The 16,801-nt window shown below is 29.2% G+C and carries 14 protein-coding genes; 7 read left to right on the top strand and 7 right to left on the bottom strand.

Annotation, left to right across the window (positions count from 1 at the left end; translation table 11 throughout):
* Nucleotides 1-129 precede the first annotated feature (129 nt).
* Both ACI48Q_RS03700 and ACI48Q_RS03695 read right to left on the bottom strand, forming a co-directional pair.
* Nucleotides 130-543, bottom strand: a complete 414-nt coding sequence (locus ACI48Q_RS03700) for a hypothetical protein (protein ID WP_474917693.1) — start codon at nucleotides 541-543, stop codon at nucleotides 130-132.
* Nucleotides 544-778: 235 nt separating this feature from the next.
* Nucleotides 779-1,987, bottom strand: a complete 1,209-nt coding sequence (locus ACI48Q_RS03695) for a hypothetical protein (RefSeq protein ID WP_474917692.1) — start codon at nucleotides 1,985-1,987, stop codon at nucleotides 779-781.
* Nucleotides 1,988-2,248: 261 nt separating this feature from the next.
* On the opposite strand from ACI48Q_RS03695, the gene ACI48Q_RS03690 reads away from it, so the two are divergent.
* Complete coding sequence (locus ACI48Q_RS03690) at nucleotides 2,249-2,953, top strand: glycerophosphodiester phosphodiesterase (protein ID WP_474917691.1); 705 nt, start codon at nucleotides 2,249-2,251, stop codon at nucleotides 2,951-2,953.
* Between the two features lie 232 nt (nucleotides 2,954-3,185).
* On the opposite strand, the gene ACI48Q_RS03685 is transcribed toward ACI48Q_RS03690, so the two are convergent.
* From ACI48Q_RS03685 to ACI48Q_RS03675, 3 genes are all read right to left on the bottom strand, one after another.
* On the bottom strand, nucleotides 3,186-5,378 hold the full coding sequence (locus tag ACI48Q_RS03685) for a DNA topoisomerase III (RefSeq protein WP_474917690.1): 2,193 nt from the start codon (nucleotides 5,376-5,378) through the stop codon (nucleotides 3,186-3,188).
* Between the two features lie 54 nt (nucleotides 5,379-5,432).
* Nucleotides 5,433-6,344 (bottom strand): patatin-like phospholipase family protein, encoded by a 912-nt coding sequence (locus ACI48Q_RS03680; protein WP_474917689.1) that lies wholly within the window; start codon nucleotides 6,342-6,344, stop codon nucleotides 5,433-5,435.
* Nucleotides 6,345-6,556: 212 nt separating this feature from the next.
* Entirely contained in the window at nucleotides 6,557-9,811 is a 3,255-nt protein-coding gene (locus ACI48Q_RS03675; protein WP_474917688.1) for an SNF2 helicase associated domain-containing protein, read from the bottom strand.
* A gap of 374 nt (nucleotides 9,812-10,185) precedes the next feature.
* Here ACI48Q_RS03675 and ACI48Q_RS03670 point away from each other — a divergent pair, with 374 nt between their 5' ends.
* The 6 genes from ACI48Q_RS03670 (at nucleotide 10,186) to ACI48Q_RS03645 (ending at nucleotide 14,460) form a co-directional block, all read left to right on the top strand.
* Nucleotides 10,186-10,869, top strand: a complete 684-nt coding sequence (locus ACI48Q_RS03670; protein ID WP_474918331.1) for a DUF969 domain-containing protein — start codon at nucleotides 10,186-10,188, stop codon at nucleotides 10,867-10,869.
* A 19-nt stretch (nucleotides 10,870-10,888) separates the two neighbouring features.
* Nucleotides 10,889-11,818: a DUF979 domain-containing protein gene (locus tag ACI48Q_RS03665; RefSeq protein WP_474917687.1), complete on the top strand. Its 930-nt coding sequence runs from the start codon at nucleotides 10,889-10,891 to the stop codon at nucleotides 11,816-11,818.
* A 22-nt stretch (nucleotides 11,819-11,840) separates the two neighbouring features.
* Complete coding sequence (gene pcp / locus ACI48Q_RS03660; protein ID WP_474918330.1) at nucleotides 11,841-12,482, top strand: pyroglutamyl-peptidase I; 642 nt, start codon at nucleotides 11,841-11,843, stop codon at nucleotides 12,480-12,482.
* Nucleotides 12,482-12,916, top strand: a complete 435-nt coding sequence (locus tag ACI48Q_RS03655) for a gamma-glutamylcyclotransferase family protein (RefSeq protein WP_474918329.1) — start codon at nucleotides 12,482-12,484, stop codon at nucleotides 12,914-12,916. Before pcp ends, ACI48Q_RS03655 begins: the two co-directional genes overlap by 1 nt.
* 179 nt (nucleotides 12,917-13,095) lie before the next feature.
* On the top strand, nucleotides 13,096-13,767 hold the full coding sequence (locus tag ACI48Q_RS03650; RefSeq protein ID WP_474917686.1) for a Crp/Fnr family transcriptional regulator: 672 nt from the start codon (nucleotides 13,096-13,098) through the stop codon (nucleotides 13,765-13,767).
* Between the two features lie 366 nt (nucleotides 13,768-14,133).
* On the top strand, nucleotides 14,134-14,460 hold the full coding sequence (locus ACI48Q_RS03645; protein ID WP_474917685.1) for a NifB/NifX family molybdenum-iron cluster-binding protein: 327 nt from the start codon (nucleotides 14,134-14,136) through the stop codon (nucleotides 14,458-14,460).
* A 114-nt stretch (nucleotides 14,461-14,574) separates the two neighbouring features.
* Here ACI48Q_RS03645 and ACI48Q_RS03640 read toward each other — a convergent pair whose 3' ends face one another.
* Nucleotides 14,575-15,045, bottom strand: a complete 471-nt coding sequence (locus ACI48Q_RS03640; protein WP_474917684.1) for a GNAT family N-acetyltransferase — start codon at nucleotides 15,043-15,045, stop codon at nucleotides 14,575-14,577.
* Nucleotides 15,046-15,278: 233 nt separating this feature from the next.
* Nucleotides 15,279-16,592 carry a histidine--tRNA ligase gene (gene hisS, locus ACI48Q_RS03635; protein WP_474917683.1) on the bottom strand — a complete coding sequence of 438 codons (1,314 nt, stop codon included), beginning with the start codon at nucleotides 16,590-16,592 and terminating at the stop codon, nucleotides 15,279-15,281.
* Between the last annotated feature and the right edge of the window lie 209 nt (nucleotides 16,593-16,801).

Here is a 16,801-nt window from a genome sequence, read left to right as displayed (position 1 = left end):
CTCTCCGCACAGATTAGCCTCTGATTTTAGTCGTATTAAAAAACTGTGTTATCCATCTGCTACACAAATAGAACAACACAGCTTCTTAACTAATTTAATTTTTAATATATTGATATCTGACTAAAATAATTATTTATCTTCAGTTGTATTATCTTCTTCCATTATATCAGTTGATTCTTCATTATTAACTTCTTCAATAGTTTCAGTACCTGCATTAACTTCTTCATTAATAATCTCTTCTTCTACTTCTAATTCACCAAGAACTGCTTTGCAATCATAAATTTTTTGAATAGCAACTCCTCCAATAGCAAAAATAACAGTGAATGCGCCATACTGTGAACACTCTTTAAAATAAAAGTTTATAACATCCACTAAACTGTCTTTTATAACTAATCCTTGGCTAACTAATCCTTTGATGTAAACTGATGTATTATAAATGGCAAATAGAGTTATAATAGCAAATAAAATAGCTACAATATAAAGAATCACAGCTGGCACTGCCATTTTTGATTTTTTATATTGATTTGTTTCTTTAAGTTTCATAAAACACTTCCATTCCGCCTTTCGGCAAATTTTCTAATAGGCAAATTATATCAGTAAAGGTTAAAAAAATCAAAGTTTTTAATCTTTGTTTATAGTAATTTCATAATATATAGGTTGTAATTAATTTTCTACATTATACAAATAGGCCTAAATATAAAATTAGATTAATTAGAACTTCATATTATTACAATCTCTATAATTTAAAATTCTTTCTATTTACATTGTATTTTGCTCATTATCGGCTAGGATTATTATTTCCTTGAGCTATAACTCCAGTTTGAATAACATTTATTCCTTTATGCTGCAGATTCTTTATAAAACCATCCTTATCTTTTAAGGTACAGTTTTCTAATTCAAGGGTTTTTAGAGATTTACATTTTAATATTTCATCTATACTATCAATATATACTTGTTCCAATTTCAAGTTTTTTAAACTATCGGTACCTTCTACTCCATTAATCTTAAGGTTTTTTGGGGACATTATTTCTAATGTTTCTAATGTTTTTGCTCCTTCTAACTCTCTTAAATCTAGATTTCCATCATAAATACGTAAAATCTTTAATTTATTTAAATTTTCTATACCTTTAAAATTTATACTCTTAGGTGTATATAAAACTATTTTCTCTAATTCTTTAGCATCATGTAGGTTTTCAAATTTAATATCAGCCTCTTCACTTGTAAATATTTTTACATTAGGAAAATAACTTAAATCTTTAAATTCTCCTCTTTTAGGAATCGTAATATTTAACGACTCTACTGACGTCATATTATTAAAAGTATTTAATTTATTTAAATCTCCTTTCTCTATTGTTATCATTTTAAGATGTTTTAATCCATTTAAATTAGAATAATCTTTAATTCTTATATTATCTTTTATAGTTATACGTTCTAGATTTTCCATGTATTCAATTCCTTCCAAGGTAGATATGTCTGAAAGATTCCTTCCATATAGTAGAGTTACTTTACGTAAACCCTCCTCCGTAATTCTTCCTTTTATTGAATGCTCTTTTTTGATAGATTTATATAAAAATCTGTCCTTAATTAAATGATTTTCATCAACTAGGTAATTCAATGAAAAATAACCTACAAATATGATTAAAATACCTAATATGCTAATTTTTTTATAATTCATATCAGCTCTAACTATGCATACTATAATAATGGAAGTCATAAAACCTAATATTATAAAACTATTTTGTATATATACTCCTACTCTATATAATATATAGTTAATAATAATGGCTAGTGGTAATATAAATATTATTTTTCCATCCTTACCTTCCTTCCATCTTCTTGTTATAACCAAAATTATAGAATAAGTTATCCAAAACACTGGCACACTTCCATCTACTCCAATAGGATACCAAAATGCATCTGCTATCATGAAGATAATCATAAATATTAAAGCTCCTAATGCTTCTTTTATGTTTTTATCTAACTTCATATCTATCTCCTTTAACTTAAAATAGCTCGGTAATAATGCGTCTATTATACCATATTATTACTTATATTGTAATGAAAGGTTGGCTATGCCTACTCTCTTTTGCCTTTAACTTTTTTAATTGACTGTAAACTTAACTAATGAATCTATATAAGTTTCAATAATGAAACTAAATAATGAAAATAGTTTATTATTTAATTTCTTAGTTTTATAATATTAGTAGATATTAATAAAGCATATGTATGCCTAAAGGGGGAAGCAATAATGATATATTTTGCTCATCGTGGGGCTAGTGGAAACTATCCTGAGAATACTATGTTAGCTTTCAAAAAAGCTATAGAAGTGGGTGCTAAGGCCATAGAGTTAGATGTTCATAAGACTAAGGATGATAAATTAGTAGTTATACATGATGAAGATATAAAGAGAACTTATAATGGTGAAGGTCTTGTAAAAGACTATACTTTAGAGGAGCTAAAAAAATTTAAGTGTAGAAATCTTAAATTTCAAGAGGATGAATTATGTAAAATTCCAACCCTCGAAGAAGTACTTAGACTTATAGTAGATAAAAATATATTTCTTAACATAGAATTAAAAACAGATGTGATTCACTATGAAAATATTGAAATAGAAGTCATTAATTTAGTAGAAAAATTTAATATTACTGAAAAGGTTCTTCTTTCTAGCTTCTATCATAAATCAATTGAGAAATGCAAAAAAATAAATCCTAACATTAAAGTAGGATTGCTTTATGATAAAAAAATTCAAGGACTAATAGAATATGCAAAGTCCTTAGGAGCATATTCATTAAATCCTAAGGCTACCCTAGTCACAAAGGCTCTCACAAAATCTGATCATGAAAATAATCTTAAAGTTTTTGCTTACACCGTGAACTCACCAATTCTTGTTAAGACCTTAGACCTTTTAAGTTGTGATGGTGTATTTACTGATTTCATAGAAAGATTCATTTAACTGCTAAATCGCCTAAACCCGCATGAATACTATATATTGTTATAAATATATATTTATATATTGTTTTTTAGCTTTCAAATTATTTTAATACTTTTTAAATACACTCATATTATTTTATAAATTTAAAATATAGCTAATTTAAAACTTATCTACTCTCATAAAAAATAGTGTGGAGTATCCACACTATTTCTATAACTCATTGAAATTCTAAGTTTATTATCTAATATATGTTTTATTTTAAATTTAACTTTGCAAGTGCATCTGCTAGTGCTGAATTCATTGGAGCTTCTGCTTCTTTCTTCATCTGCTTTAAGCGATTGCTTACATCTTTTTTATTTACCTTATCTCCTTTATTGTCAAATCTCTTATTAAAGGAGGATGCCTTTTCTCTAAAGTTACAGTTAGTTCCTGGACAAACATAAATTTGTCCTTCTCCCTGCCCTCTAAGCTCTAATCTCTTCTTACATTCTGGGCATCTTGCATTAGTAAACTTACTTACATTTTCTCTATGACCACAGGCTCTATCTTGACATACATTCATTACTCCATGTTTGCCTTTAACCTCTAGCATATACTTTCCACATTCAGGGCATTTCTTACCTGTAAGGTTATCATGTTTAAATTTATCACTGCTACCCTTAACATCCTGAACTAACTCTGCTGCATATTTTCTCATAGACTCTACAAAGGCTCTAGGGTCTTTTTTGCCTTTACTTATAAGTTCTAATTCTAATTCCCATTTTGCAGTCATTAAAGGTGACTTTAACTCATCAGGAACTAGTTCTATTAATTGCTTACCTTTACCCGTTGGAATTATTTCTTTTCCGTTCTTCTCTATATAGAACATATTATATAACTTTTCTATTATATCAGCTCTTGTAGCAACTGTTCCTATACCACCAGTTTCTCCCAAGGTTTTTGCAGAAACCTTATCTACACTTACATATTTTTGTGGTTTTTCCATGGCTGACAGTAGTGTTCCCTCATTAAATCTTGCTGGTGCCTTTGTCTTTAATTTTTTACTTTCAACTGCTGTTATATTTAACTTATCCCCTTTTTTAACTACAGGTAATACCTGACTATCTTTTTCATCCTCATCCTCTGTTAGGTCATCTGCTCTGTCGTATACTTTCTTCCAACCCTTAGCTTTTATAACATTACCCTTTGCTATAAAACTTTCTCCATTAATATCTACAGTTACAGTGGTTTGTAAATATTCAAAAGGAGGTAACATCACTGCTAAGAATCTTTTAACTACTAGATCATAAATATGTCTTTCTTCACTACTCAAAAGAGCTATATTTCCTCTTTCTTCTGTTGGAATTATAGCATGGTGGTCACTTACCTTACTATTATCTACAAAACTCTTATTAGCATTTATTTTGCCTCTTAATATTTCTTCTGCACAGGCTCTATAACTTCCAATAGAGATTGCCTTTAATCTATCCGGCAAGGTAGCCACTATATCTGTGGAAATATATCTTGAATCCGTTCTAGGATAAGTTAATACCTTATAATTTTCATAAAGTCTTTGCATTATAGATAAGGTCTGTTTAGCTGAATATCCAAAAATTCTATTTGCATCTCTTTGAAGTTCCGTTAAGTCATAAAGCGAAGGTGCAAATTGCTTTTTATAACTTTCAGTAACATCTACAATATTTCCATCTTTACCTTTGGTAACTGAAAGAATTTTCTCTACTCTATCTTCCTCAAAAATATTACTATTATTATTTTTATCTCTCCATTGAAGAATAAAACCTTTAGCTTTTGCATTAACTACATAGTAATCCTTTGGTTTAAAATTTCTTATTTCCTCTTCACGATTAACTATCATAGCTAAGGTAGCCGATTGCACACGCCCTGCAGTTAATTGTGCATTATGCTTACACGTAAGTGCTCTCGTAATATTTAAACCTACCACCCAATCTGCCTCTGCTCTACACTCTGCTGCCCTATATAAATTATCATATTGAGCTGAAGGCTTCAGATTTCTAAAGCCTTCTAATATAGCTTTATCTGTCTGAGAAGATATCCAAAGTCTCTTTATTGGCTTTCTAACTCCAACCTTTTCTATTATCCATCGTGCTACAAGCTCTCCTTCTCGTCCAGCATCTGTTGCAATTACTATGTCTGTTACATCTTTTCTATTTAATTGTTCTCTAACTACACTAAATTGTTTTCCACTCTGCTTAATAACCACAAGCTTTAAATGCTTAGGTAGCATTGGTAAATCCTCTAACTTCCAACTTTTATATTTATCATCATAAACTTCTGGGTCTGCTAAGGTAACTAAATGTCCTAATGCCCAAGTCACAATGTATTTGTCCCCTTCTATATATCCATTTCCCTTTTTTCCGCACTTTAAAACTCTAGCAATCTCTCTTCCTACTGATGGTTTTTCTGCAAGTACTAAAACTTTTCCCATTAAACTACTTCCTTCCTATGTTTTTCTCTGCCAAATTATTATATCATATTTTAGTTATTTCCTATAATTTTGAACATATCTACTAAAATTCCAGCTCTTTAAAAATTCCTCCGTAGCTTTATATCCATTATTATACATTTCCATAGCATATTTATCCGCCAAATTAAAATCTGTGGCCTTTATATTAGGCACCTTTACTGTAATGGTTCTAACTAAATCTTTATCTCTTATAAAGGTTTCTTCATTTACATTTAAAGGAGCTAAAATTACATCTTTTGTATAGTTTATAAATCCATCCATTCCCTGCATGGTTCTACTTTTTCCATCATTTAATTTTAATCCTAAGGTTGGCCACCTCGGAACCCCTGCTACATCAAATATCCATATGGGAAAGTTACTTAATAGTCCACCATCTACAATATATATGTTTTTTTCATCATACTTTAATATAGAAGGTGTAAAGTAAAATGGTATGCTGGCGCTCATGGTAACAGCCTTGGAAATGTCAAACTCCTTTGGATCTATTCCATACTTTATTAAGTCATCAGGTAATATAAGCATATTTCTTGTAGTTATATCTGAAGCCACTATTTTTAATCTACTCTTTCCATCTTTCATCACATCCTTGAATTTTGTAATTCCCTTTGCTTTTAAAAGAGGTTCAATCCAAGTTTCTATGTTATTTCCATTATACAATCCTTTTTTAAACCATAAATTTGCTAGCTTTGGTACCTTTATTCCATTTGCGTAAGTAGGCTTATTTAAATATTTGTAATTTAGTGTATTAATTAATTTAAATAGTTCATCCTCAGTATATCCTGCTACAACTAATGCTGCCACTATAGCTCCTGCTGAAGCCCCCGCACATCTCTCTATGGAGTATCCATGTTTTTTAAGACATGCTATAGATCCTACAAAACTTATGCCTAAAACTCCTCCACCTTCAAATACCATATCTACCTTCATAAAATCACCTCATAAATAAATTATCTACGTCTGTGCTTAAATAAAAGACATTATTGAATCTTTTATTTATAATATGCAACTTTTCTCCTTGTGATAATATATTAAACAAAATAACTACAATATCATTAATTAAAATTCTTTTTAAGTGGTGATATTGTAGTTATAATTAATTCTTATTTGTTTTTATTGGTGCTATGAAAACTAAAGTATGTTTAAGAAAATAACTCCTCAAACTCATTTTCCGTCATAGAAGATAATATAACGTCATTGTGATTTTCTCCATCTAGTACCTTACTAATAACCTCTTTTTTCATCTCTTGAATGTTGTATATCTTTTCCTCGATAGTGCCCTTTGCTATAAGTTTAATAACCTCTACTGTCTTACTTTGGCCGATTCTATGTGCTCTATCCTGTGCCTGTTCTTCTACTGCTGGATTCCACCAGGGGTCAAAATGTATTACAGTATCTGCTCCAGTTAAATTTAATCCTGTACCTCCAGCCTTTAATGAAATTAAAAATACTGAGGCCTCTCCGCTATTAAATCTATTTACCATATCCATTCTTTCTTGAGAAGGTATAGATCCATCCAAATACATACACTCTATTCCTCTTTTACTAAGTCTATGTCTAATATTGCCTAAAACAGTAGTAAATTGAGAAAATAGAAGTACTCTATGGTCATTGCCTATAGCATCATCTAAAATATCTTCTAGTGCTAAATATTTACCACTATCTCCATTATAGTTCTCAATAAAGGAACTAGGATCGCAGCATATTTGTCTAAGCCTAGTAAGTAATGCTAAAATCTTTATCTTACTCTTATTAAAACCATTTTCTTTTATCTCTTGCTTCATCTCTTCCTTATAAGAATTCACATAAGAGGAGTAAATCTTCTTCTGTTCATCTGTCATTTCAACTACAACTTTATGTTCTATTTTAGGAGGTAATTCTAATGCTACATCTTTTTTAAACCTTCTAAGTATAAATGGTCTTATTAATTTTAAAAGTTCACCTAGTGCCTTTTCATCCTTCTCCTTAATTATAGGACCTTCAAAAGATTTCACAAATTTTCCATGACTCTTTAAGTATCCTGGCATTATGAAGTCAAAAATAGACCATAGTTCAGTTAATGAGTTTTCAATAGGAGTTCCAGTTAGTGCAAATCTATTTTTTGCTCTTATGGACTTTACTGCCTGAGAACTTTGAGAAGTTGGATTTTTTATATGCTGTGCCTCATCAATAATACATATAGAGAAGTTCCTATTCTCATAATACTCAATATCTCTTCTTATAAGTGCATAAGACGTAATTATAACATCATAGTCCTCTATACTCTCAATATATGCTTCTCTCTCTCCCTTATTTCCACTTATAGCTAATACCTTTATATCCTTAGAGAATTTTTCAAATTCCATAACCCAGTTATAAACTAAAGATGTTGGGCAAACTATTAAAGCCTTATGTTGAAGGGTTCCATTTTCTTTTTCTGAAACTATATAGGATATTGCCTGAAGAGTTTTTCCTAGCCCCATTTCGTCTCCTAAAATCCCACCAAAACCACAACTAGCTAAGGTCTTAAACCACTTAAATCCTATCTCTTGGTATCCTCTTAAAATTCCCTTCAATTGATCCGGCAAAGAGTACTCTACTTCATTAATCTCTTTAATAGTATTTATTAAATTTCTAAATTCTTTATTTCTATTAATGAATCCTAAAGAACCCTCTCTTATTTTTTCATCAATATATAGTGATGCATATTTAGGTATAGTTACATTTCCTTTTGCAAGCTTAGATAGCGAAATATCGAAATTATCCATAATAGAATATAATTCTTTAATTTCTTCTCCCCTTAATGGAATAATAGCTCCATTCTTTAATCTATGATATTTTTTCTTTTGCTTTAGTGAGCTAAATGTATTCTTAAGTTCTTCCTCATTTATCCCTTCTATATTGAAGCTAAATTCCAATAAATCAGAGTTATTTAGGGATATAGAAGATTTAAACATCTTAGGTGTTAGTATTTTCATCTCTTTAAAGCTATCAGAATAATATACCTTCCCCAAATCTATAACCTCTTCAATTCCATAGGTTAGAAATTCAACAATATCATCTTCTTCCTTTAAAATTAACTCACTTTTCTCTTTATGGAAGCCTAACTCAATTAGTTTTTCTACTACACTTCTCTCTTCTTTTAAATTTCTAATGACAGTCTTCTGTTCTTCTTTATTCATAGCTTCTGAGTTATAAGAAAAACGCTCTTCTCCATAGGTGAATTTTATATCACACAATATAAAATCCCCCTTTTTATCTAAGTAAAAAGAAGTTTTTAATGGCTCTTCTTGAAGTATTTTTTTTATATTATCATCTTTAATTATTATTGGTGTTAATGTCCTAAGCTCTGGAAGTATGTAATTTGCTACCTGTGATATGTTCTCCACATTAAATTTCATGGTTCCCTTTCCCTTTTTAACCATCAAATCATGGATCGGTTTGAAAGCCTTTTTTTCATCTTGAGATAGTAAATATATTTTATTTTCAAATAAATATACCCCTCCCTCTTTACTTATATCCTTAGGAATGACTTCGTTTAATTCTATGTTAATAGAATCCTTATCTAGGTACATATAAAAACTTATAGGAAGGTCTCCTACTACTATAGCAATATCCTTATGATTTTCACCATGAATCTCTAAGTTAATATGACTACCTTGCTTTTCTTTTAAGAATCTCAATAATTGATTTTCTGTAAGTACTGCCCTTTTTCCACTAAGAAATAGTGACTTCCTATAAAGATTCTCATTTACCTGTGCATTCATATCATATATATCTTTTATTTGCTTTAATATCTCATAATCATCATTTCTAAATTTATATAGATTTCTATTGAATTCTAATTCTTTACCAAAATATAAGGTATTACTTCTTATAAATACTCCCTCAATAAATTCTCTAATATTTTTAATTACATAAAGCCTATTACACCCAACTTTAAACTCTAAGTAATAATGATTTTCTTTGGAATTATAATAATTCTTTTCTACCACTAGGGTTATATCTAAGTTTATATTTTCTTTCTCTATTTTTTCTTCATAATTATTTTTATAAAACTCTAAAAGCTCCTGCTCCTCACTATGCTTTATTTTTCCTCTCCTTTCATGAAGTCCATCTCTATGTAACTTTATAAGTGTAGCCCCTATATGCTTACATATTTTATAGGTATCAAAAGCCTCACAGGAACAACTTTTATATATTGTAGAATTCCTCTTATTTATTATTAAACTTACCTTATAATTCTTAATATCATAGGCAGATTCTACTATAGAAGTTATTGAAATTATATTTTCATTATTCTCTTTTATATCCACTTTTCTTATTTTATTCCTAAAATACATATCTTCAGCTCTGTTATATACTACGTTTCCGCATAACTCCTTAACTTCTTGTAAATCAATGTGAAAATCTTGCATATGTATTCTCCTTTATCCTTCAATGAAATTATACTTAATCTAAATTGCTTTTTCCCCACAATTACATACTAATTATTATATACTCATTCCTTCTTCAATCATACATCGTTTGAAGAATTTTATTTTATTCATCCATTGCAATAGAATATCTATTCTGTTAAGTTTTCACATGATCTCATAATTAAAATCCACTGTATAGTAAATCTATCCTAATAATTTACTTATTTCCCTTATTTACAACTTTACTTAAAATTTTTTTAGTAAATTATAGAATGACTTAAAATGTATACAGGTATACAGAATTAAGTTTTGATTTCTACTATAATCAGAATATAAAAAATGTTAATGATAATGAAAGGACAGTGAAACGAATGATTAAATTAATTGGTATTTTAATTGTTATAATTGGATTTGCATTAAAATTGGACACAATTGCTGTTGTTTTAACTGCTGGAGTTGCTACTGGATTCGTAGGTGATATGAGCCTAGCTGAAATATTAAATACATTAGGAAAAACTTTCGTTGAACAGAGACATATTACGTTGTTTATATTAACTCTACCTGTAATAGGTATATGTGAAAGATATGGATTAAGAGAAAGAGCTACTCAACTAATAAGTCAAGCTAAATCTCTTTCTACAGGAAAATTATTTAGTCTTTATGTACTAATAAGACAAATTGCTGGTGCCCTATCCATAAGACTTGGTGGACATCCTCAATTTATTAGACCCCTAATTAGTCCTATGGCTCAAGGAGCTGCAGTTAGTAAATATGGTGAAATAGAGAAAAAAGATGAAGATAAAATTAAAGCTGCTGCTGCCGCTATGGAGAACTACGGTAACTTCTTTGGACAAAACCTATTCTTGGCTAGTTCTGGAGTACTTTTAGTTATGAATACCATAAATGATTTACCATTATTAAAGGATGCAGGGGTTTCGATTACAGGTCTTGAGGTAGCTAAAGCTTCTATACCAGCTGCTATAGCAACATTATTAGTAGTTATAGCTCAAAACTACCTACTTGATAAATCCTTAGATAAAAAATATATGAATAAATAATAAAGGAGGATTTTGAAATATGGATATGAAAGCATTATCAAATTTTTTACTTGATATATTTTACGCCTTAATAGGTTTTTTAATGATATCAGTTGCTGTTACTACTATATTGGATAAAAAGCACAAAGCTAGATATGGAACTTTCTTATTCTGGGGTATCCTTGGAGTAATATTTATAGCTGGAAAATTTATACCTTATGAAACAGTTGGTATCTTGATTATATTTCTTGGAGTTCTAACTGCTTCTAAGCAAGTTAAGATGGTAACTTTAAAACCTTTAGATTCAAAATTTGCTGAAGAGCAAGCTAATAAATTAAAAAACAAGGTATTTTTACCACCTCTTGTCATTGCTATAGTTGCACTACTTGTAGCTCAATTTACTGAAATTAGTGGAACTGCTGCTATAGGAATATCCGCAGTAGTGGCTATCCTTACAACTCTATTAATTACAAAAGCTAATCCTAAATATATTGTAGAAGATGGTGTAAGAATGCTTAACTCTGTTGGAACTACAAGTATACTGCCTCAGCTACTAGTTGCCCTTGGTGCTGTATTCACTGCTGCACAAGTTGGAGAAGTTATAGCTAGTGGTATATCAACAATAATTCCTCAAGGAAATATATTAGCTGGAGTAGCTGCTTATTGTATAGGGATGGCATTATTTACAATGATTATGGGTAACGCCTATGCAGCCTTTGCCGTAATAACTGCTGGAGTTGGAGTACCTTTCGTATTTGCACAAGGTGCAAATCCTGCAATAGCTGGAGCACTAGCTCTTACTGCTGGATATTGTGGTACGTTAATGAGCCCGATGGGTGCTAACTTCAACATAATGCCTGCTGCACTTTTGGAGATTGAGGATAAAAATCTTATAATCAAACATCAAGTGCCTGTAGCTTGTACTATTCTTTTAGTTCATATTTTATTAATGTATTTCTTAGCATTTTAAACTAATCTAGGAGGAATTTATGATGAAAGTTTTAATTACTGGTTTTGACCCTTTTGGTGGAGAAAGTATAAATCCTGCATTAGAAGCAGTTAAATTATTACCTAATGAAATAGCAGGAGCTAAAATAATAAAAGTAGAAATACCTACTGTATTTGAGAAGTCATTAGAAAAATTAGAGGAATATATAGCACAATATACTCCGGATATAACTATTTGTGTAGGACAAGCTGGTGGAAGATTTACAGTAAATCCTGAAAGAATAGCTATAAACATGGACGATGCTAGAATTAAAGATAATGAAGGTAATCAGCCAATAGATATAAAAATTAAGGAAGATGGAGCTCCAGCTTATTTTTCTAATCTGCCAATAAAGGCTATGGTTAAAAACATGAGTGACAATGGAATTCCAGCAGCAGTATCAAATACCGCTGGTACATTTGTTTGCAACCATATAATGTACGGATTATTATATCTTATAGACAAAAAATATCCTAATATGAGAGGTGGATTTATTCACGTCCCATACATTCCAAATCAGGTAATTGCAAAACCAAATATGCCTAGTATGAGTATTCTGGATATTTCAAAAGCTCTTGAACTTTCCATAGAAGCTGCTGTAAAGTGCACAGACGACATAAAAACAATTGGAGGGACTATTTGCTAATGATATTACCAAAGGATGAAAGAAAAGTATTTGTATATGGTAGTTTAAGAAATGGATTCTTTAATTATGATAAATACCTTACTAATAAAGTAGAAGAATCGTACTTAGGTAAAGTTAAAGGTAAACTATATCATATGCCTCACAAGGGATATCCTGCTCTTTTAGATGGAGAGGATGATGTTATTGGAGAAATAATGTCTTTAAAAGACTTCCATAAAGATATCATTCCTATAGATGAAATGGAGGGATATTTCGGACAAAACTCTTCTAAGAATGAATATAATAGAGTAATTATGGATGTAGAGAATCTTGAAACTAATTCAATTGAACAATGCTATGTATATAAATATGCTCTTAATGACAAAGCTGAATTTACTCAGCACTCAATTTACATCTCCCATGGAGACTGGAAACAACATATGAATAATAGTTAGACAATAACTAGATAGTAGATTATAAAAAAACAGATAATCTTTTTAGATTATCTGTTTTTTTATAATCTGCTATCTAGCTTTAACCTTTATTTAAATAATTAATTTTTTTAATTATATTGTATTTAATTTAAGTTTTTAATTATAATATATTATAATTAAACTACCCAATGGAGGATTATATGTATAATGATTTTTTTAATAAGGATTCACAAGTAGACATGCGAAATTTTTTCTTAACAAGTATTGCTCCTCTGGGTAAAACCAAGGAATATAAAAAAGGTGCAGAGCTTGACTATTTTCCCAATAAAAAGCTATCTGTTATTATTAGTGGAAAAGTTAAGGTTAGTATGTATACTATAGCGGGTTCAGAAAAAATATTATTTTTTTTAGTACCTGGAGAAATTTATGGTGAGGAAAGTTTTTCAGCTACTCATATAAATATAATTCCTAAGGCTATTGAAGACACCACAGTGTGTTTCATTGATAATGAAGTATTGTTAGAATATTCTAGGAATAACTCAACCTTTTATCAATATATATTTCATAGTGTAGTAAGAAAATATCAAATATCTCTATTTCAGATGAAAGATCTGTTAAAATCTTCCCCTAAATCTCGAATTTGTTCCACCATATATAGGATGTCTATACAGTATCCTATAGCAAACATCAATTCTATTGAAATTGTCTTTCCTCTAACCCATGAGGAACTAGCTAACCTTGTAGGATGTTCTAGAGTAACAGTTACTAGAGTTATTAATGAGTTAAAAAATCAAGGTGTTATAGCTATACGTAATAAAAAAATATTTATTACTGATTATGAAAAGTTAGAGCATCTATCAAAAATACATTAAATTAAAATTCAATGTGTCTTTTCAAACTAAGTTAAGTTTTGAAAGGATACATTCTATATTTTTTTAAAATATTACAAAATTACTATTTTATTAAGCTTTTATATAGTTTTATTCTTTTTTATGTAAAGACTAGTAATAAAATTATTATTATTTACAAAAATACTCTTAAAGTATATTATAATATAGTTAATTTATATTTTGTTAAAATAATCCTAATAATAAGTTACAAATTAATTTATACTAATTTTTTTTAAAAAACCTCATATTATATTCAATATAATATCATAAGTTCCATAATAATTGGTAATTCTAAATTAAATGTGCTATAATATATTGTAGAAATATGAGTAAAGGAGTGTGATTTATATGGTTATTGCTATACCTAAAAAAGGTTGTCTAATAAATGATAATTTTTTAAGTAGTAAAAGCTTTACTATAGTTGATATTAAAAATAATAAAATATCAGATAAATTTGATATTTCTTCTGAAGATCTTCAGGACAATTATTTAGGTCTCTCTAATATGCTTATCGGAGAAAAGGTATCTATAGTTATTGCTAATATAATTGATGAAAAGGCTTATAATCATTTAACTCGTTCAGGACTAGAAGTTATAAGAGGCGCTTGTGGAAATGTTGAGGAAGCAGTATCTAAGTTCTTAAATAATGAACTAACAGATATTATTTCTATTTAGGGTTATAAATATGATAAAACATATTGCTTTCTTTTTTAATGAATAAACCAACTTTAGAATTTTATTAATTCTAAAGTTGATTTATTTTTTATTGTATGTATTATTAAGTAATCATCATTTTACCTTCAATTTCATAGGTGTAAATCTAACTCCATGGATGCATTTTTCTTCTTCTATCTTGTAAAATCCTAGCTTCTCATATATCTTTACTGCATAAGGTGAAGAGTTTACAGTTATAGCTCTAATGTAATAATTCTTCTTACATACTTCAATGGCTTGATTAACCAGTTCCCTTCCTATTCCTTTTCCATGATAACCTTTACTTACAAATAATAAGGATATATGCATAAAATCTCTTAATTCTATAACTCCTACTATTTCCTTATTGTTACAGGCTACTAAAGTATAATTTCCCTTTTCATATCTTTTCATGATATTATCAGTATGAATAAATCTCATAAATTCATTAATTCCCTCCTCAGGGTAATCTATTGCAATGAATTCATTAAAACAATTGTGGATTACTCTATTTATTATTGATATATCCTCTTTTTTTATTGTTCTAATATCTATAATATCTTCCATAGCTTCCTCCAAAGCACTGTTTCATAATTTTAGAATTGATTTAATAATTTAAATTTTTACTTTCAGTAATTTCGTTCTATAACCTCAACATTGTTAATACCTACTAACCCTATTATAGCACTTTTAACTTCTTTTATTTGCTTATTACTTAATTTTTTCTTATATGTGAATTTATCACTACTTTCAAATTAATAGGCTATGCATTCCATTAAATTGAATACATAGCCTACTTTTTATTGCTTAATTAATTTTATTGCTTCTTCTATGGTAACATTGCTTTGTTCACCAGTAATCATATTTTTAAGCTGAACTTTACCTTCTACTCTTTCCTGTTCTCCTAAAATAATTACATTTGGTACTCCTAGCTTATTAGCATATTTCATCTTCTTTTGGAATTTCCCTTGTTCTAAATATATATCTGCTCCTAGATCTTGAGAAGTTAATTTATTATAGATTTCAACCCCATAATCTAACTCTTCATCCATTGGCATTACTAATGCATCTATGGTGGAGTTGTTTGTTAAATCTATTAAATTTGCTTCCATAAAACTATAAAATAATCTAGTTAACCCTATTGAAATACCTACTCCTGGTAACTTCTTATCAGTGTAGAAGCTAGCTAGGTCATCATATCTTCCTCCTGAGCATACAGAACCTAAATCCTTATATTCATTCAAGAAGGTTTCATATACAGTTCCTGTATAATAATCTAATCCTCTAGTAATTTTAAAATCTATAGAATAATTTTTCTCCTCTACACCAAAAGCCCTGATATATTTACATACAGTTTTTAGTTCTTCAACACCCTCTGCAAATCTTTCATTGTCTATACCCAATTTATCAAGAGTAGCTAATTTTTCTTCATTAGTACCTTCTATGGTTATAAATCCTATTATTTTTTCTATATCTTCTTCTGATGAAATAAATTCCTGAAGCTCATCTCTAACTTTTTCTGGTCCAATTTTATCTATTTTATCTACTGTTCTTAAAACCTCAGTATAACTATCTATCTTTAATCCTCTTAAAAATCCATCTAGTATCTTTCTATTATTAATTCTAATAGCAAAATCTTCGAATCCTAGTTCTTTAAATATATTATATATAACTACAGGTATTTGAGCGTCATTTACTATATTTAATGCTCCATTTCCTATAATATCTATATCACACTGATAGAACTCTCTGAATCTTCCTCTTTGATTCCTTTCTCCTCTATATACCTTTCCAATTTGATATCTTTTAAAAGGGAAGGTTAGTGAATCCATATACTGTGCTACATACCTTGCAAGTGGTACAGTTAAATCAAATCTCAATGCCATTTCATTACTACCCTTAGTTAAGGTATAAATTTGTTTTTCTGTATCTCCACCAGTCTTAGCTAATAAAACTTCACTCTTTTCCATAATTGGAGTATCTATAGGAAGAAATCCAAACTTCTCATAATTTTTTCTTATAATATCCTGCATTTTATTAAAAGCTATTTGCTCTCTTGGATTAAGCTCCATAAATCCTGGTAAAATACTTGGTTTAACAATATCTCTTTTCATCTCTCTCTCTCCTTCACATAATTTTTTCAAGATGCCTTATCAAAATAAAAAGCCCTAAGAGCAAATGTACCCTTAGAGACTTTTCTCTATCTCACCATAGATACATCCACACAGCGGAAATAGGCCTGTATCTATGGATTAAAAATAAATTTATCCACTACCAGACCTTGTAACTATGATGATGATGTTTTCTATTTTTTAAATATTTC

This window comes from Clostridium sp. LXY-7 (genome assembly GCF_056172015.1).
Note: the sequence above shows the minus strand (reverse complement) of the source record. Positions and strands in the feature narration are given on the sequence as shown.